Source organism: Paenibacillus sp. FSL H8-0315 (genome assembly GCF_038005365.1).
GTDB lineage: Bacteria > Bacillota > Bacilli > Paenibacillales > Paenibacillaceae > Paenibacillus_AQ > Paenibacillus_AQ odorifer.
Genome location: NZ_JBBOTA010000001.1, coordinates 3,739,245 through 3,758,355, shown reverse-complemented (window position 1 = coordinate 3,758,355; position 19,111 = coordinate 3,739,245). Strand labels below are relative to the sequence as shown.

14 protein-coding genes are annotated in these 19,111 nt (G+C 49.6%); 1 reads left to right on the top strand and 13 read right to left on the bottom strand.

Features of this window, described 5'->3' with window-relative positions; genetic code table 11:
• Positions 1–20: 20 nt before the first annotated feature.
• Complete coding sequence (gene odhB / locus MHB56_RS16365; protein ID WP_076124648.1) at positions 21–1,307, top strand: 2-oxoglutarate dehydrogenase complex dihydrolipoyllysine-residue succinyltransferase; 1,287 nt, start codon at positions 21–23, stop codon at positions 1,305–1,307.
• 389 nt (positions 1,308–1,696) lie between these two features.
• Here the strand turns inward: odhB and MHB56_RS16360 are convergent, their stop codons facing one another.
• The 13 genes from MHB56_RS16360 to iolC form a co-directional block, all read right to left on the bottom strand.
• Positions 1,697–2,659, bottom strand: coding sequence for a hypothetical protein (locus MHB56_RS16360; protein ID WP_341143758.1), 963 nt, complete (start codon positions 2,657–2,659; stop codon positions 1,697–1,699).
• The gene (locus tag MHB56_RS16355) at positions 2,620–3,228 is read right to left on the bottom strand and encodes an RNA polymerase sigma factor (RefSeq protein WP_076124651.1); all 609 of its coding nucleotides are present in this window, start codon (positions 3,226–3,228) and stop codon (positions 2,620–2,622) included. Before MHB56_RS16355 ends, MHB56_RS16360 begins: the two co-directional genes overlap by 40 nt.
• 326 nt (positions 3,229–3,554) lie before the next feature.
• Positions 3,555–5,303, bottom strand: a complete 1,749-nt coding sequence (locus MHB56_RS16350) for a hypothetical protein (RefSeq protein ID WP_341143757.1) — start codon at positions 5,301–5,303, stop codon at positions 3,555–3,557.
• A gap of 28 nt (positions 5,304–5,331) precedes the next feature.
• Complete coding sequence (locus tag MHB56_RS16345) at positions 5,332–6,018, bottom strand: hypothetical protein (RefSeq protein ID WP_341143756.1); 687 nt, start codon at positions 6,016–6,018, stop codon at positions 5,332–5,334.
• Positions 6,018–6,968: a sugar phosphate isomerase/epimerase family protein gene (locus tag MHB56_RS16340; RefSeq protein WP_341143755.1), complete on the bottom strand. Its 951-nt coding sequence runs from the start codon at positions 6,966–6,968 to the stop codon at positions 6,018–6,020. Before MHB56_RS16340 ends, MHB56_RS16345 begins: the two co-directional genes overlap by 1 nt.
• Positions 6,969–7,002: 34 nt before the next feature.
• Positions 7,003–7,875: a carbohydrate ABC transporter permease gene (locus MHB56_RS16335; RefSeq protein WP_038568356.1), complete on the bottom strand. Its 873-nt coding sequence runs from the start codon at positions 7,873–7,875 to the stop codon at positions 7,003–7,005.
• A 25-nt stretch (positions 7,876–7,900) separates the two neighbouring features.
• Complete coding sequence (locus MHB56_RS16330) at positions 7,901–8,803, bottom strand: ABC transporter permease (protein WP_038568353.1); 903 nt, start codon at positions 8,801–8,803, stop codon at positions 7,901–7,903.
• 74 nt (positions 8,804–8,877) lie between these two features.
• On the bottom strand, positions 8,878–10,488 hold the full coding sequence (locus MHB56_RS16325) for an extracellular solute-binding protein (RefSeq protein ID WP_280753318.1): 1,611 nt from the start codon (positions 10,486–10,488) through the stop codon (positions 8,878–8,880).
• Positions 10,489–10,864: 376 nt separating this feature from the next.
• Entirely contained in the window at positions 10,865–13,114 is a 2,250-nt protein-coding gene (locus tag MHB56_RS16320; protein ID WP_248549132.1) for a helix-turn-helix domain-containing protein, read from the bottom strand.
• Between the two features lie 281 nt (positions 13,115–13,395).
• Positions 13,396–14,292, bottom strand: coding sequence for a myo-inosose-2 dehydratase (gene iolE / locus MHB56_RS16315; RefSeq protein WP_076307985.1), 897 nt, complete (start codon positions 14,290–14,292; stop codon positions 13,396–13,398).
• Between the two features lie 39 nt (positions 14,293–14,331).
• Positions 14,332–16,296: a 3D-(3,5/4)-trihydroxycyclohexane-1,2-dione acylhydrolase (decyclizing) gene (gene iolD / locus MHB56_RS16310; RefSeq protein ID WP_341143754.1), complete on the bottom strand. Its 1,965-nt coding sequence runs from the start codon at positions 16,294–16,296 to the stop codon at positions 14,332–14,334.
• Between the two features lie 26 nt (positions 16,297–16,322).
• Positions 16,323–17,783, bottom strand: coding sequence for a CoA-acylating methylmalonate-semialdehyde dehydrogenase (locus tag MHB56_RS16305; protein ID WP_341143753.1), 1,461 nt, complete (start codon positions 17,781–17,783; stop codon positions 16,323–16,325).
• 130 nt (positions 17,784–17,913) lie between these two features.
• Positions 17,914–18,924: a 5-dehydro-2-deoxygluconokinase gene (gene iolC / locus MHB56_RS16300; RefSeq protein ID WP_248549135.1), complete on the bottom strand. Its 1,011-nt coding sequence runs from the start codon at positions 18,922–18,924 to the stop codon at positions 17,914–17,916.
• Positions 18,925–19,111: the final 187 nt, after the last annotated feature.

Below are 19,111 nucleotides of genomic sequence, written 5' to 3'. Positions count from 1 at the left end.
GTTTGGGGAGGAAACGGCCTGTGTCAGAAATCTTAGTACCCGATCTGGGAGAATCCATATCCGAAGGAACCATCTACAAATGGCTGGTTAAAGAAGGCGACACGGTAGGTCAAGGCGATGTGCTTGCTGAGCTGGAAACGGATAAAGTCAATCTGGAAATTAGTGCAGAGGTGGAGGGTGTCATCTCCACCATCCTGCGTCAAGCGGGCGAGAACGTAGCCGTTGGCGAAGCCATCGGCATCATTGGAGCCGCAAGCGGCAGTACGCCGCGGGCCGCTGCAAGCGAAGCCGAAGCGCCTAAAGCGGCTCCGGCAGGCGGCAACGCAGTAGCAGCCGCCGCGCCTGTAGCTGCGCCCGAAGTGCCTGCAGCAGGTGGCGACAGCCATGCTGCCTTGGCATCGCCGGGCGCACGCAAGCTGGCACGGGAGCGCGGCATCGACCTCGGCGAGGTTAGCGCCCGTGATCCTATCGGCCGGATTGGTCAGGCCGATGTGTCCGGTCATGGTGCAGCAGCGCCGCAGGCCGCTGCACCGGTAGCTCCGGCGCCGCAAGGCAAGCCGGAGCCAGCGAAGCCGGCAGCGGGCAAAGCCACGCCGGACGAGGGCAAAAACGTGGAGCGCAAGCGCATGTCACGCAGACGGCTCACGATTGCCAGCCGCTTGGTCGAAGCGCAGCAGACCGCGGCCATGCTTACCACCTTCAACGAGGTGGACATGACAGCGATCCTCGACATCCGCAAGCGCCGCAAGGATGCATTTAAAGAGAAACATGAAGTTGGACTAGGCTTCATGTCCTTCTTCACCAAAGCCGTGATCGGTGCGCTTAAAACCTATCCACTGCTGAACGCCGAAATCGACGGTGAAGATCTGGTCGTTAAGAAATTCTACGACATCGGTATTGCTGTTGCAGCGAAAGAAGGACTTGTAGTTCCCGTAGTCCGTGATGCGGATCGGCTCAGCTTCCCGGAAATCGAGCGCCAGATTGGCGAGCTCGCTTCCAAAGCACGTGCCAATACGCTCAGCCTCTCCGAGCTGCAAGGCGGAACATTCACCATCACCAACGGTGGCGTATTCGGCTCCTTGTTATCCACACCGATTCTGAATACACCACAGGTGGGTATTCTAGGGATGCATAAGATTCAATTGCGTCCGATCGCGCTGGACGAAGAAAGAACCGTAAACCGTCCAATGATGTACATCGCCCTTTCCTATGATCACCGGATCGTTGACGGCTCTGAAGCGGTAAGCTTCCTGGTCAAAGTGAAGGAATTGCTGGAAGATCCGGAAGCACTACTGCTAGAAGGCTAACGCTCTTCGAATTTCCGAAGACATAAGAATATAAAGAAGGTATCCCTACAGTTCTCGCTTTGGGGATACCTTTTTTTATATCTGGATCCAATTGCTGCCTTCCCTGTATACGATTTAACTGTATTTTATACACTTATTTATTTCTGATCCGCTCATAGCCTCTTCTCTAATTGCATTCTCTACAACTAAAATCCGTAAAAACGTCTATTTCCACTAATTTAACCAGTAATAGCTGCATCAAATACAACTAAAGGGCCTATATACAGCTATTGGTGAACTTTAATTGCACATAATACAACTAACTTAGCGCATGCACCTTCAAACTACACACTACATACTACACACTACGAACTACCAACTTCAAACTTCAAACTTCAAACTTCAAAACTCTACTTCAATAGCTCCTCAGCCAGCTGTAAAAATTGCTCCTGGGTCAAAATCGTATCTCCATAGCTGGTGAGTGTATAATACGCATCCTGCTTCTCGTTATACCAGTTCAGATAATCATAGCTGACTTCTTCCCTTACTACCTTGTTATAGATAACTTCTGTCCCTGCAACTGTGAGCTTATTAGCTTGATTCTCAGGCGTTTGTTCCACGAAAACCTTACCGCCATGCATGAGCGTTGCTGAGATCCCTATAAAAGCATTGTTCTTCGAATAAGTTACACTTAGCCCCCCTGGCTCGGACCACGGTATAGCCTTCATAAACAAATTGCGGGTCCCCTTGTCCTTATTTGCCTGAGCGGTAAGATCATTTAATGTTTCCTTATACAGAGAACCTAGCTTAGCTTTATCCGTAGTCGGAGAATTAGGATGGATTACACCATATTTAAAAGCGTACCCCGCTGCCATTTCGGGAAGCATTGGCGCCCCTGTTCTTTTGATTTCTTTTAAAAAATCAGAATACGCATCTATCCGCTGCTCTTTATACTTAAACTGCAATTCTGTCGCCAAGCCTGCTGCACCTGCTTTATTTTTCACAAGATAAGCGATCAATTCACCCGGTTTAGCGAACTCTTCTGCTTGCTGCGCATATTTATCATAAGAAGCCCTTTCTGCAGATTCAGTCGGCGCAACATGTTGGACCTTCACTACTCCTTCACTATTGCGGATTTGGATATATTCAGACGCAGCATACGCAGTCACAGAAATCAGCAGAAACAGCGTTAACATACTGGCCACTGCCGTTGTTTTATTCATCACCCTCAGCGAGAACGATCGCTTTCGACCTGTTATGCCAGTAATACGCCCCATGACCTTATCTTCTACATCTACCTCATCCAAAAGTTCATTGCCCGCCGAGGCATAAATTATATCTTGGTATTCATTGCTGATTTTGTTTCTTTCCATGTGATCTCCTCCTCCGACTTCATAGCTTCCTGAACCTTTAGCTTGATCCGATTCATTCTTTTAGTTAGCGCATTGGGACTGACCCCTAGAATCTCACTTATCTCTGCATAAGTTTGTTCCTCAAACACCCGCAGAATAAGCATGTTTCTCTCCTCAAGCGACAATCCCGCTAAAGCCGCAGACAATGAAGGACTGTACAACCGAGCATCCAGCTCCTGTTCAGGGCTTGCAGACAGTACTTCCGGACGAAAAATACGCATGACTTGCTTATGCAGACGACGCCTGCGCAGCAGATTTAAGCAATGATGATATGCGATACGATAGAGCCATGCCGAGAAATGCATTTGCGTTTTGTATTGCCGGATAGATTGATAACCCTTTACCAAAATATCCTGAACCGCGTCCTCCGCATCCTGCTTGTTTTCTAACAAACGATAGCAATATCGATAGATCGGCTTTTGGAATGACCTGACAATTAAAGCATACTGCTCGGAATCTCCCTTTTGAATCCTAACGATTAGCTCTTCCAACTCTGTCGAGTCTAGCGAATCCTGTGGCGATGTAAGCACCTCCTTAACCTTTATATCTCTATAACACTTGACCACCGAAAAAAGTGCCTATGTAAACCAAACTAAAGGAAATTTTATAAAAGCTGACAATCACGGCTTCGGAGAATGTTTGAATCACTGACTGCTGGTGTCCCCGGATTTCTTACTTATACCATTATGCACGGTTAAAATCTGGTGAGTCTATGCTTAGCAGATGCATAACAAAACCTCCCATTAGACCTGATAACTCCAGGTTTGCTTCTAATGGAAGGTTTTTTAATAAGGCTTATTACTCTAAAACTGAGGTGTAACGTCAACGTCTGCTAAATTGTAAATTGTTGCAAAGGTTACTCTCTTATCATGGAAGGAGATAGAGTGATCGTAATCGTCTTATCGAATGGGGTCATAAAATTGACCAACACCGCCTTGCAGTTATCCTGTAGCTTCGCCTCACGCACCGTAGCCGCCAGATGGCCAAGCTCGCCCCCTGTCAGTTCAATCCAGTCCTCTTCACAACTATAGCGGAGGTTACCGCCGTTCCAGAGATAATGGTCCTCTCCGACAGCCTGCAATTCACCCGATGTGAAACATCCTTCCCGTCCAAAAATAAAAGACAGCTGTGTCATAACCTCTGTAGGTTCCTCAGCATGCAACCGGAGGGTCCACCCTCTGTCCGTGCGTTGAACCTCCGTCTCCACGCGGAATGTCTGTTCATGCGTAAGTGCGCGGCTCTGATGCGGTAGCAGATACCAAGGGCTTACTGGCTCCCCAGATGTTTGCGGAAGCAGTTCACCTTCTACAGGACCGTAATAACCCTTCTTTTGTTCTCCTGACAGGTGGTATCCGTCAGGTAGTTTGATCATTTCCTGCATCGGTACATATCCCGGATAAAAATAAGAAGCCAGTTGGACTGCAAGCAGCCTGACGGCACCGTGACGGAGTGCAAAAAAAGACGGCGTCTCCGTGATTAAGGTCACGCTAGTGTTCCCGTCCCTGTAGCGCGCAACCGGTGCTCCGAAATCAGTATGCAGCCGGCTGTGGTAAATTCGCCCTTGATGGCCGGACTTCTCCATATCCTGCAGATAGCCGTGTCGTGGAAAATCGCCGTTCAGTATTTTCTCATATTTTACAGGCAGAGCTGCCGAATCTTCAAAAGGTTGCTGAAGCTCCGGCTCCAGCAGCATACGTACAAGTACGTTGACAGAGCAGACCCCCGGATTTTCCAGTGCTCTGCCTGCCCATTCGGCCATCCCCGCAAACAATGGCTCCTTATCGGAACGGGCCAGAATAGCGTACGGTAAATAATATGGAGACAGGTCGTGAAAGCTCCCCAGATCCTGGCGCCCAGAATAATCGGTCACAACTTCGCCCTTAGGATGCACCAAATAGACCATCATGTGTAAATTCAGACGAACTGGCTCCAGCAACTGCGGCCGATCCAGCAGACGAGCGGCATGAATCAGCATGATGTCGCTGACCGCACTATAAATACCGTTGCTGCGCTCCGTCCATTCTCCATCAGGTGTAATATCCATCCCTTCCGCCAACCACTGTTCCGCCCGTTGGACAGCCTCCTCCAGTCCGAACAGTTCATGCAGAAATCCCAGTGCTGCACACAATACCCAACGGTGATTCGGCGTGTGACAGCCCCCTGTAAGCATGACGGGAATAGTTCGCTTAAGAAACAAGAGCATATTATCAAGCACCTGTTGCAGTGGCTCCCAATCCTGCGACGCCAACAGTTGGTATAGCTGAGCATAGCCGACGATGACAAAGGCTGTATCCGGGGGAGAATGATAGTTCGTCCAGCCCGGAGAGATCGAGCCATCCTCATGTTGTGCACGCAGCACGAACTCCGTCGCCAGCAGCAGGCGGGCCAGCAGCAGCTCATCACGGTAGAATGCGGAATCCGGGTTAACCAGAGCCGCTCCCCAATAACACATATCGGTTGGTGTGCCGGTCGTATGATTAACCCAGGCAACGCCAGTACCCGGATCTATTGTCCCTCCATAATAGCGGCTCGTCGGATCAAGCACCTGCCGGGATAATCCCTCCACTGCCGCTCTATCATTACTGGCTACCAGTTGCTTGTACATTATACTTCCCTCCATGTTAACAATCTGCTCAATGTCTGGGTGGTAACAGGAGCTGAAGCCGCGCCAGCTCTTGTCGGATACGGTCAGGAATTTCCGTGAACAGTTGATTCCAAGAAACGAACAATTCCTCCCGGTCCGCATATTCCCAGCACGAATAGGACAGGGAAGGCGTGAACCGGCAGGTTTGCAGATAACGGTGGACAAGACGGTCAGTTTCTCCATCGGACGCCAGAATGCCGTGAAAAAAGTCGCCATAAATCAGACCCTCCGCACCTGCTCCATCCTGTGTACTGGATGCGAATCCCGGTAACAGCTCAAAGACTTCAGGGAACGGGGCAAGAGCATGCTTGCCGGGTTGGACATAGAGGTCCACCCGTGTCCCGCTTAGATTGCTGCCCCCGCGCAGCAGCGCTTTAAGGAATTTCCCGTGAAAGCTCGCTTCGGCATCCACCACTTCCCCGTCTCTACCGATGTAAACCCACACATGCTCCAGATCATATAAATGCTGAATATCATAATCGTAATAAATCGCGTATTCCACAACGGCCAGCACATCCGGATGGTTCACAGCTAGACGGCGCCGGAAGGAAAGAGACTCCTCCTCCTGCCGCATCACCGTTATACCGAGACGTACCGGAAAAAATGGCTCGTTCTGATCGAATAATAAGCGCGGAGCATACTTCATAGCTAACCTACGGTCTTCATCGTTCAACATCAGACCTGCCCTCTACGCGCTAACTTGGCCATAAGCAGCCGATGACTTTCAGCAATTTCTTCCGGCTGGCAAGCTGCCTTCAGCTCATACACCTTGACCCGCGCCCGTTCAATCATCGGCAGATAAGCATCATAGAATTCCATATTCCCGCTGTTTACATAAGGGCACCAGTGATCAGACAGACCGATGGTCTCATGAATGTGAACACCTACAATATCATCCATCAGACCTTCCATTTCCGCCACACTGTCGTACAAACCCAAACGGTCCATCATAATGGCATGCCCGGTGTCATACCATATGCCCACAGGTGCTCCTTTTAGCGCCTTAATAATCGTTTTGGCTTCCGCAAGCGTCGGAATCTGCTGCGGTTTGGAACGTGTTTCGATACCAAAGCGTACGTTTAGCCCCTCAGAAACTGCCCGGTTACATACTTCATCTAGGCTTTCAATAATTTTCTGCACATAGCCGGCGCTATAGGCTTCCCGCCGCTCCATCAGTTCCGCCCATTTGCTGCGATAAGCGTTAGAATCTCTACCCTCACCTTTATAAATCTGCTCCAGCTCTTTGCTGATATCATTTGGAAAGGGTACCTCACCGGGATGCACAACAACAGCTTCTCCTCCGTAACGCTGAGCGTACTTAGCCGAGCCAATCAGCAGCTCAATCGCCCGCTGCCGCTTCTCCTCATCCTCAAAACCTAGCAGCACGGAATCTGTGCCATAATCGGAGTCCTGCACATGCGGGAAGGTGTTGTGGACACTGGAGATCCCCATCTCCCCCCGCTCAAGCATAGGCTCGATCGTTTCCAGCATTTCCTTAGTCACATTATAGTTCAGCTCCACCTGCTGAAAGCCGAGATCGCGGATTTCCCGCAACATGGCGTCACCGGCAGTGTGGCGCTTAATGTTCCAGCAAGTTGAGAACGAAAATATGCCTTTGTCCTCCATAATTATGTTCTCCTCCCTTGTTACAGCTTACGGTTCAACCTTTTACGGCACCAAGCATTACACCGCTGACAAAATATTTCTGCAGCCATGGATATACGGCAAGGATCGGTACTGTTGCAAAGATAACGGTGGCCGCTTTTAGGCTCTCTGGTGTCAGTGGGGTCCGGTTGGCACCTTCCATTTGTGTCAGTTCGGATACCATGTTGTTCTGCACCATCTGGAACAGCTTGAGCTGGAGCGGATACAAATCCGGATTATTGATATACATCAAAGAATCCTGAAAGCCGTTCCACCTTCCCACTGCGTAGAAAAGCGCCAATGTGGCCATAACCGGCATGGATAGCGGCAATATAATACTCATCAGGGTACGAAGATGGGAACTGCCATCGATTTCGGCCGATTCCTCCAGGCTGGCAGGGATGTTATTGAAAAAGGAGATCAGGATAATCAGGTTAAAGGGGCTGACCAGACCTGGCAGGATAAGCGACCAGACCGAATTAATCAAATGCAAATCACGGATCAACAAATATTCAGGAATAATACCGCCGCTGAAAAACATAGTGATAACGATCAGATACATAAAAAATTTACGGCCCTTCAGTTTTCTTTTGGTCAGCGGATAAGCTGCTGCGACAGTGAAAAGCATACACAGCACCGTTGTGGCAAACGTCAGAATAACCGTAAAGACAAGAGAGCGGATCATCGCATTATTGGAAAAAACATTAATGTATGCATTCCAGTTCAATTCAATGGGGAAAATCGTTACTTCTCCAGAAGTAATTGCCCGGTTGGAACTAAGCGACACGGCAATCACATGCAAAAACGGAGCCAAGCAGAACAAGACGAACAAGGCAACAAACGTTATATTGACGATATCGAATATCCGGTTTGAGGTACGTTCACTCATAGCACTCCGCCTCCTTCTTTCTTTATCATAAAATACCGTCTCCGGTCACTTTTTTCGAAATATAGTTGGAGCCAAAAATAAACACCAGTCCCACCACGGCCTGGAACAATCCGACTACAGTAGCCAACGTATATTGTCCGGATTCTAGACCCACCCGGTACACAAAGGTACTGAGCACATCAGAATACTCACGCACAGCAGTGTTACCGATAATGTAAGGGCGGTCAAAACCGATGCTGACCATCTTTCCCAGATTGAGGATAAGCAGCGTCACGATGGTTGGTTTTATGCTAGGAAGTGTAATGTAGCGGATTTTCTTCAGCCTTGTCGCTCCATCCACTTCAGCAGCTTCAAACAGCTCTCGGTTGACACCGGTTAACGCCGCCAGATAAAGGATAGTCCCCCAACCGGCACTTTGCCAGACGCCTGTGAATAAATAAGTGATCAGCCACGGATTTTTTTCAGTCAGAAACGGGATGGGAGTAAGGCCTAAGCTCTCCAGCACACCGTTCACCATACCGGACTGGTTGCCGAACAATTGATATACGATCCCCCCGATGATCACCCAGGAAATAAAGTGGGGGATATACAAAATCGTCTGCGATATTTTCTTGAACCACACCGAACGAATTTCGAACAGCATAATCGCCAGGATAATCGGAGCCGGAAAAGAGACAAGTAAATCCAGAAAATTCAGCATAAAGGTATTGCGCAAGGTGGTGTAGAACTCTCTCATTCCAAAAACCTCGCGGAACGCATCAAAGCCAATCCACTCGCTGCCTCCAATCCCCTGAAACAAATTGAAATCCTTAAAAGCAATCTGCACACCATACATCGGACCATAGCGGAAGATCAGGAAATAAATAATAGGCAGCGAAAGCAGCGCGTACAATTGCCAATACCGTCTAAAGTATGTCGCTTTGCTCAAGTCGTTTTCCTCCTAAGGAGAAAAACCGGGTGGAGCGCAGCACCATCTCCCCCCGGTTTTCACTATATATTTGTTTATTGAGCCGAAAGTTCCTTAAACGACTTCTCCAGTTCCTCTTTCAGCTTGGTTCCGCCCAAAGTCATGTAATCTTTCATTTCTTGCTCGTAAACCGCTTCAAATTGCTCTGGTTTGGCCATTGCCGTCTTTACAATAATTACGTTGAGCTTATCTTTGAGCGTTGTGCCATATTGCGATTCCGCTTCTATCGGCTTGCCGAAGACGAGCGGACCCACCGTGTCAGCGTTGGCGATAGCGATAGATTGAGTCAGCATCTCCCGGTTACGTTCCGGGAAGCCCAGCGCCCATGCTTTTTCATTAGTGGCCTGATCACCGATGTTTTTGCCGTTGGAGATAATGGCCATGTCGCCAGCATTAAATAGACGATCGGCGAACTCCTGGGAAACATCTGTTTTGGCCACTGGAATACCGTCTACCAGGTCGTAGTTTTCACCTTCTACGCCATTTTGGATATCAATCAGATTATTATCCGAAGCCATCCAATCGAGATACTTAACGGCTTCCACGGCGCGTTTACTACTCTTCGGAATCATGATGTACATGCCGTTGGAGGCATACCGGGATTTAATGTGCTTGTTATCAACGTTGGCGTTGGTTAAGACGTCTACCGGCAGCACCTTGCTTCCCTCTACATTTTTGTAGAGATTATCCAGGGTACCATCGGCATAGAACAAAACATCCACATCCTCCGACCAGTAGCCTACATTGCCGTTCTGGATATCCTTGGCCAACTGTGTTTTATCCTCGTCCAGACTGAAGTCCTTACTGATCATCCCTTCATTGTAGAGCTTATTGAGAAATTGCAGGGCATCCTTAAAGCCCTCATGCAGCGGCAGCTCATAACGTTGGCTGTAGGTCAGATCGCCGCTGATCGGCTTCATGAAAGAGAAAATCAACGTCTCGAATTGGGCTGGTGCAAGTGCCATGCCCATCGGGATGTTTTTGCTGCCGAGATTGCCCGGATCCTTTTCTTTAAACGCTTTCAAAGTAGTGTACAGCTCATCGGTCGTCGTTGGCACAGGCAATCCTAATTTATCTAACCAATCCTGACGGATGTAGGAGCTATAACGGCCTGTGATCGCCCGTTTACCAGGGATCGCATACTGCTGACCTTCAAGCTGGCCGAACGCCAGCGTATCCTCGCCAATAAACTTTTTCAGATTCGGGCCATATTCATCGAGAATTTCTCCGACATCAGTCAAGCCACCTTGCTGGGCATACCGATAAAACACACTGGAATCATACGTAAATACGATATCGGGCACATCCGTATTGCTCGCCATCAAAACATTCAGCTTGGTAACTTCCTCAGAACGCTGGATAGGTACAAATTCTACATCAATGTTATTCGGATCTCCGAACTTTTCCTGCACTAGTTTAGTTAAGTAGTTATTGGTAATGGTATGAGGGGCTGGGCTGTTGCCGCGGTCAAACACTTCCACCTTTAATGTAACGCGCTTGGCACTTTCGCCGGCTGCGACACCCTCGGATGCTGTGTTGTTTTTAGAATCATTGGAACAGCCTGCTAGCAGAGAAACGCCCATTATTGCGGTTAATCCGATCCCGATTGCTTTCTTCAGAACTCCTTGATGTACGTTCACTGTCATTTTTCCATCCCCTTCGCCCTTGCAGGCTTTAATGGTGTATTTATGATCCCCTAGCCTTAACTCTATCCATCCCCAGCGGAATCCATATCACGTGATGCTTTTTACTGCCGTGCTACTGGGTCGCTTGTTGTTCTGGATGCCCACAGTATTTCATGAATTTCGGCAGTCTGACAATAAACCTCTTTCGGATGCTCATATCCCAGCAAAATCGGACTTCCGGTTTATCCATACAACCATTTTCGTAGAATAAACCGCTTTCAAAAGTGTGAAAATAAAGACCGCATCGGTGTTCGCGCCCTCATCATAGAGGTTGGCGTGCACAGATGCGGTTATAAAAACTATTGTTCACGTGCTATTGGATTAATAAAGTCGGCAGCTATAGTCTGGAGGTCCCGCGCCCGCGCTTTAAAGAACGGTAGTCACCCGGCGTGATTCCTAATACTCGTTTGAATACCCTGCCGAATGTAATTGCATTCGCATATCCCACCTGGAGTGCGATATCCTGCAGCGAACATTCCGTTTCCACTAAAAGCTTTTCGGCTTCCTTCATGCGTAGCTCTGTAAGAAAATCAACAAATTTCATTTTAAATTCTGTTTTAAATAGATAGCTGGCATATTTGCCGGATACCTGAAACCGGTCGCTCAAATGCTTTAGGGAAAGATCGGGATTTGTAAAATTCTCTTCAATATAATTCTTCATCTCGGTTACCATCGCCCGGTAGCTTTTAGTTTCACTGACAGAAACATAAGTACGGAATAAATCAGTCAAATACTCAAACAAAATCCCCTTCATTTCATCTATGGATTCTGCCTCTTCCAGCCGCTTCAGCTGCTTCTCCGCATTTTCTGCTGACAGCTCATCCTGCAGCTGCTCAGACATGACAGCCACTTCCCGGCTCAACATCTGTAACATGGCCTGAATTAGAGAGCGAATATCATCATCTTGTAAATAATCCTGTTTAAAACCATCAAAAACACCTTCCAGCAGTTCCCGCCATTGGCCGCTCGACATCCGGAACTGCTTAACAAACTCGGCAATCATTTGTAGATACTTGAATGTCTCAAGAAGCGGCTGGCGCGTTTCTCCAAATTCCGTTAAAGCGATGTCTTCGTGCATTAAAAGCTTGTGCTGCATCACATTCTCCGCTGCCGCATAGGAATCCCGGATCTCCCCTGGCCCAGCCGCCACTGGCCCGATAGCGAAGCTTAAGGAGAGGCGCAAGTTCTGCTCCACCCAGGTGCGGCAGTCCTCAGCGAATACACGGATTTTCTCTGCCATCTCTTCATCACTTCCTGTGGTCAGGAAGAGAATTGCCGCCCGGTCAGTCCCAATCCACTCCGCCCAAGCTTGCAATTCCGCACTCCGCGCCAATTCTTGAAAGACATTCATCAGGGCAAATTTAAGCGTGTTCTGATCGCCCCTTGTATAACGATCTTGAAAAACCTTGTCGTAGCGGTTGATTTCGCTTAGCACAACCATAAAGCGGGATGTGGAATGAGCTCCGGAGAGCGGCGACAGCTCTTCCATCCGCTGGACGACATTGTCCAACCGCTCGCTTTGCAAGAGATCGTTGAAAAGCTTGCTGCGCTGTAACAGCAAATTCTCTCTGCTTTTCTTATCATAATCCGTCATATGGTTGATTAGATCTTCCAGCACCCCGTCAATGAGCATCATTTCGTCCGGTCTGTCGCTGGATTGGTCCAGCTTGCGAATTTGATGACCTTCAATCCGGTTCATAATCACCTGAATTGGCTTATAGTTCCGCCGCGTAACATAGATCAGGTAAAAAATCGCGCACACAACCGTACCTAAGGCAATAGCTACCCAAAGGTAAGAAATCACTGACACCCAGCTGAATAGACTGCCCGTTTTGATCCCGCTGGAAAACGTCCAGCCAAGCCTTTCCATATATAAAGTGTTCAACTGCTTCCCATTCTTGGCACCTTCACTGTCCGAATGCGCCTGATAGACCACCTGTCCATCTGCGCCAAATATGGTCAGAAAGGACAACTGTTCATTGACCATACCGTCGACGATCTGTTCCATTCCGCTCATTTTGAGATTAATTACGAGCACTCCCTCCGAACCGAAGGGCAGCGGCATACCTTTATTTATGGTAAGCACACGTATAGACGTGCGCTGAAATTCATCTTTGTATTCCCTAACAGGCTGCCAGCCTTCCGATAAAGAGCCGGAGGTGATGCGGCCAATCCAATCCTCGTCTACAAATCCTGAAAGGTCCTTTAATCCAGTTTCTGTTAAAACGCTTTCATTTCTCTTGTCATAAAGATAGATGGACTGAATATAGGGCGATTCACGCGTCAGGTTGCGTAGATTCTGGGCAACAGCGTAGACGGTCGCCATATCAATCTGGCCTTGATTGTTAAAATAACGTTTATAAGCATCGCTGCGTTCAGCAGCCTCCAGCACTGACAGTTCAGCTTCCTTGATCGTTCGGTCCACATTATCCATAAGATAGCTGGCGGTGATACGGTCCGCTTTTTTGGTTTCCATTCGTGAAATATCATTAATAAATACAAAAGAGGCAAAAATCAGTATCGTCACAGTAAGCAAAAAAATAGGAAAATAGGACAGCAGCAATCGGCGATACCAGGAACGGAACAATAGATAACCCCCTCTGTACAACCGTTAGGATACCCGGCCACGGTTCAGCCGTTAATGCACGAGTAGTTCATAGATATTTGGCTGCACCATCATGGAAATGGAAACTCTTCCGCCTAATTTGCTGCCATTATAACACATACAACATGAGCCCGACCAACGAAGCCATTCGTATTTTACACCTGCTCATTAAAAAGGCGAGGTGCGCACAGCCATAGCCGTGAACCCCCGCATATAGATCTGTCCGAGCAGCCGCCAAGCACCAAGTGGTAGCCCTCCTCGGCCTATAAACCACTCAGATCTCTGATATAACGGCGCGCCTTGATCGCATATTCCAGCGGATCGGCAAGTGCCGGATCCTGCTCCGCTTCCACTACAAACCATCCCGTATAAGAGTAACTTGCCAATTCGCTGAAAATCTCCGCAAAGGATATACATCCATCGCCAGGTACGGTGAATGCGCCCGTTTTTACAGCCTGGAGAAAACTGAGCTGATCCCGCAGCACACGCTGAACAACCTCCGGACGTATATCCTTCAAATGGACATGTTTAATCCGAGGTAAATGGATGCGCAGTACCTCTAAGGGATTCTCACCCGCAAAGGCTAGATGCCCGGTATCGAACAGCAGAGACACCTCTTCCGGTTCCGTGAGCTCCATTAGCTTAGCAATTTCGGCCCCAGTCTGCACCCCTGTCCCCATATGATGATGGTATACAAGCGCCATACCTTTTTCAGCAGCCAGCCGGCCAAGCCCACCCAGTCCATCGGCAAGTGCGGCCCACTCCGCTTCTGTGAATACAGGTTTATTAGCAAATAGCGGCGTATCCATTTGTCCCTGAATACTCCGCCCTTGCTCTGAGACGACAATCACCTTCGCACCCATCTCATATAAAAAATCACGATGCGCGCAAAAAGCCTCCACTGTCTCCTCATATGGCCGCACAGTCAGATATGCGCTGAACCAAGCGCTGGCAATCTCAAGTCCACGAAGCTCCAGTGCCCGGTGCAGCCGTTCCGGAGAGCGTGGATACTTGTTGCCCACCTCGCTTCCCTGAAACCCGGCAAGCGCCATTTCGCTAATGCACTGTTCAAAGGTATTGTCTTTTCCCAGTTCAGGCATATCATCATTAGTCCAAGCGATAGGAGCAATCGCCAGCTTGACCGCATGTTCTTTGAACATCATCGATTCTACCCCTTCCGTTTCACAGTATTACTAATACTAATAACTGCGGGCCTTTCCAAGCTGTTCAAGCTTCTGCTCGTAGGCAGCCCGAACGGCTTCACTGCCGGACACTTCTGGAACACCAACATTCCACCAGGCTCCGTAACCATGTGTCATTGTCTTGGGCAGCACCTTAATGTCAATTAGGGTGGAACGATCCTGCAGCAGAGCCTCCCTCAAAGCGTCACGCAGCTGCTCAGCCGTTGACGCACGGAAGGTCTTCACTCCATATCCCGCGGCACTTGCTGCATAATCTATGCTTATCAGTTCGCCGCTCAGCTGACCTTCCGGGCCCCGGTAGCGGAATTCAGTCGCCATGCTATCCAGTCCTTGCTCCATCTGCAGGTTGTTGATACAGCCGAACCCCATGTTATCCAGCAGAATGACGTTGATCTTCTTGTTCTCCTGAAGGCTCGTCACTAGTTCCGAATGCAGCATTTGATAGCTGCCATCGCCCACCAATGCATATACCTCCCGGTCCGGCTCCGCCAATTTCACACCGAGTGCACCGGAGATTTCATACCCCATACACGAAAAGCCATATTCCATATGGTAAGTATCCGGCACAGTGGAATTCCACATCCGCTGCATGTCGCCCGGTAAGCTGCCTGCGGCTCCTATCACAATGGCGTCTTTCGGAAGATATTCATTGAGGATCCCGAGTACCTGTGTTTGCGCCAGCGAAGTGTTCAACTTCGCCGCATATTCAGATAGCTTCTCGTCAAGATGTCCGGCAACTTCCGGCACGAAGGAAACTGAAGAAAGATCTGGACGATCTGCCTCCTGATTCACCGTATACTCCACGTCAGATAGACGCTTTCTTTCCACTTCCCATGCCTTTTTTGCCACTACAATTTCATCTGTATAAGCGGTGCGGTAACCGCGCTTCTCCAACGTAGCAGACAGCGCTCTAAGACCTTCGGCAGCATCACAGACCACAGCCAGTGCATCCAGCTTGGAGGCATGGTAGAGGGAAGCGTTAATTGTCAGGAACTCCACCTCGGGATGGGCGAACAAACTCTTCGAACCTGTCGTGAAGTCCGTAAACCGGGTACCCACAGCGATCACCAGATCCGCTTCTGCGGCCAACGTATTAGCACAGCCATTCCCGGTAACTCCTATGCCACCGAGATTGTAGGCACAGTCGCTTGCCACGGCACTTTTTCCAGCTTGTGTCTCACCGAATGGGATAGCGAACTTCTCCGCAAACGCACGTAATTCCTTCCCTGCATCCGCATATCGGACTCCACCCCCACAGACCAGCAGAGGTCGCTGTTTGCTGGCAATAAGATCAGCTGCTGCAGCAAGCTCATCCGGATGCGGAGTACGGGAAACGATCCGGTGGATGCGCTTGCGGAAGAACTCAAGTGGATAGTCCCAGGCCTCCCCTTGCACATCCTGCGGCAGCGCAATCGTGACTGCTCCGGTATCTGCCTGATCAGTCAGCACACGCATCGCGTTCAGCAATGCTGTCATCAGCTGCTCTGGCCGATAAATCCGGTCCCAATATTTGCTCACCGCTTTGAAGGCATCGTTGACCGTTATCGACAGATTGTAGGTATGCTCCATTTGCTGAAGTACCGGATCCGGTTGACGGGTGGCAAAGGTATCGCCGGGGAGCAGCAGCACGGGAATCTGATTCGCCGTCGCAGTGGCAGCGGCTGTCAGCATATTGGCTGAACCCGGTCCTACCGAAGCGGTGCAGGCCATGATTCGCCGTCTGCGGCTCTGCTTGGCAAAGGCAGTCGCCGCATGCACCATTCCTTGCTCATTCCTCCCCTGATAGACCGTCATCTCACCCGGCGCTTCCTGAAGTGCCTGCCCCAGTCCAAGTACATTGCCATGGCCGAAAACGGTGAATATACCGTGTACAAAACGCTCCGGTCCATTGCCAAAGTCCACATATTGCTGGTTCAGAAATTTCACCAGCGCCTGCGCCGTCGTTAATCTAATCGTATCCACGTGAAACCTCCCTTTCGCCGTTTTTGTTACTGCCAGCGGGCAGTGACGACTTTTTTGCGTGTATAAAATTCAACCCCGTCGCTTCCATTCGCATGCAGATCGCCATAGAAGGAATCCTTCCAGCCGGAGAAAGGGAAAAAGGCCATCGGGGCTGGCACTCCGACATTGACACCCAACATGCCTGACTCGGTATTTTCCCGGAAATAGCGCACTTTCCCGCCGTCATTCGTAAAAATACAAGCCCCGTTGGCAAAACGAGAGGTATTGGCAATTTCAATCGCCTCTTCTACATCCTTGACACGGATCACTGCCAGGACAGGCGCGAAAATTTCCTCCTGCCAGATTTTCATTTCCCGGGTCACTCCATCAAACAACGTTGGGCCGATAAAATAACCCTGTCCCTGCACCGCAGCATCCGTCCGGCCGTCTCTTAGCAACTTAGCGCCCTCGGCCACGCCTTGTTCAATATAAGCGACCGTTTTGTCTTTATGACTTTGGCGGATAACCGGCCCAAGAAACGTGTCGTCGTCCAAACCATCGCCGATGGTCATCTGCTCACATTCACGCAGGAGGATGGAGATCAGCTCATCAGCAACCTCTTCCTGCACCGTTACCACGGAGCAAGCCATACAGCGCTCTCCCGCCGAGCCGAAGGCTGCGTTGACAATCTGTGTTGCTGAAGCCTCAAGATTTGCGTCTGCCAACACAATAGAATGATTTTTCGCCCCTGCCAACGCCTGAACCCGCTTCAAACACGCCGTTCCCTTCTTGTAGACATATTCGGCCACCGGCTGTGAGCCAACGAAGGAAATCGCCTTCACATCAGGATGCTCCAGCAGGCCGTTTACCACCTCATGCGCACCGTTAACCAGATTGAGCACACCTTTCGGAAGCCCGGCTTCCTCTAGCAATTCGACCAAACGCGCTGCCAGCAGCGGTGTGCGTTCGGAGGGCTTCAGCACAAAGGTATTCCCACAGGCGATGGCCAACGGGAACATCCAGCAAGGCACCATCATTGGAAAATTAAACGGTGTGATCCCGCCGACTACACCGATGGGATAGCGATACATCCCAGACTCGATGCCTGTCGCGATGTCGGGCAGCTGCCGGCCCATCATCAGCGTCGGCGCACCTGCCGCAAATTCCACACACTCAATGCCGCGCTGCACCTCTCCGTAGGCCTCTTTGAAGCTTTTTCCATTCTCCAGCGTGATCGTCTTCGCCAGTTCATCCCAATGGTCCACCAGCAGCTGCTGATATTTGAACAAGATCCGCGCTCTGCGCGGTACCGGTGTCTTGGACCAGCCTGCAAAAGCCGCCTTTGCCGCAGCCACCGCCCGATCAACATCGACTCTGCTGGACAGCGGAACCCTTGCCATCTCCTCTCCAGACGCTGGATTGTATACCGTTTCTGAGTGCTCCGTAGCCGCCTCTACCCACTGCCCGTCAATATAGTTGTTCAGCACTTGCACGGTTTGCTGTGCCATTCTACTCACTCCTTCATCTCTATTAATGCGATCCCGCGAATCTAATCTAATCTAATCTAATCTAATCTAATCTTGCATAGCTATTCGATCTGGGGTTGTTTGAGTTGTGTCCTCTCCAACCTCTGCCTACTTACTCTGCACCTGAAGTGATTTCCTCGTTAGACAATAAAAACGCTTCCAATTCGTCCAAGGTTGGCATGGCATCCGAACAGCTGTGGCGGGAGATGACAATGGATGCCGACGCGCTGCCGCGGCGCATGGCCTCACCGACGCTTTCTCCCCGCATTAGACTGTGAATGAAGGCTGAGGCGTAAGAATCTCCGGCTCCAAATGTCTTCAATACTTTAGCGGGAAAAATACCACTCCGATGCTTCTGCCCATCCGCCGTGTAGGAGATTGAACCACTCCCGCCACGCTTGATAACGACCAGCTTTGCTTGGTGCGAGAACCAGCGGTTAACTGTTGCTTCGTCATCTGCATCTGTCACATTGTACAGGCTCTCCATCATATTAAATTCCTCACGGGTACCAATGATACAATCGCATTTCTCAGCTGCCAGATTATAATAGACCGCTGTTTCTGCGGCTGACTTCCAAGTATAGGGGCGATAATCCAGATCAAAAAATACAGTAACATTGTGCTTGCGGGCGAACTCCAAAGCGACAAACACAGCCTCACGGGACGGACTTTGTGCCAGTGCAGTACCTGAGATCAGCAGTGCCTTGGACTTCCGAATATACTCTTCCGAGATCTCCTCCGTACTCAGCAGCAAATCAGCCACATGATCCCGGTACATCAGAATGCTGCACTCCTGAGGACTCTTTATTTCAGTAAAAGCAAGCCCAGTCACTGCACCAGTCTGGTCAACGCGCACCTGGCTATCGTCAATGCCATTCCGTTGCAGATAAGTTCGGATAAAACGGCCCATCTGATCATCGGATATCTTACCGATAAAGCCAGTGCGCATCCCTAGCCGTGCTGCTCCAATTACGATATTGGCGGGAGAGCCGCCGACATATTTGGTAAACGTCAGTGTCTCTTCCATTGGTCTTCCGGTTTCATTAGCGTTCAAGTCAATACAGAGCCGACCGACAGCGATTAAATCCAGCGGTCGTGCAGGATCGAACTGTAAACCGTTCATTATGACGCCTCCTTGAGAAAACTTCAGTAAAATAGATTAATGAGATACAACAATCATCGGGGGATGGGTTAAGCGCTTAACCTAATTTCCATTAGTATAGTTTAGAAATTGGAGTTTGGCAATCCTGAACTTAAACGAATTTGGATCTGAACCCATGTATCAGAAAAAAACAAAGAAAAGACCTGTC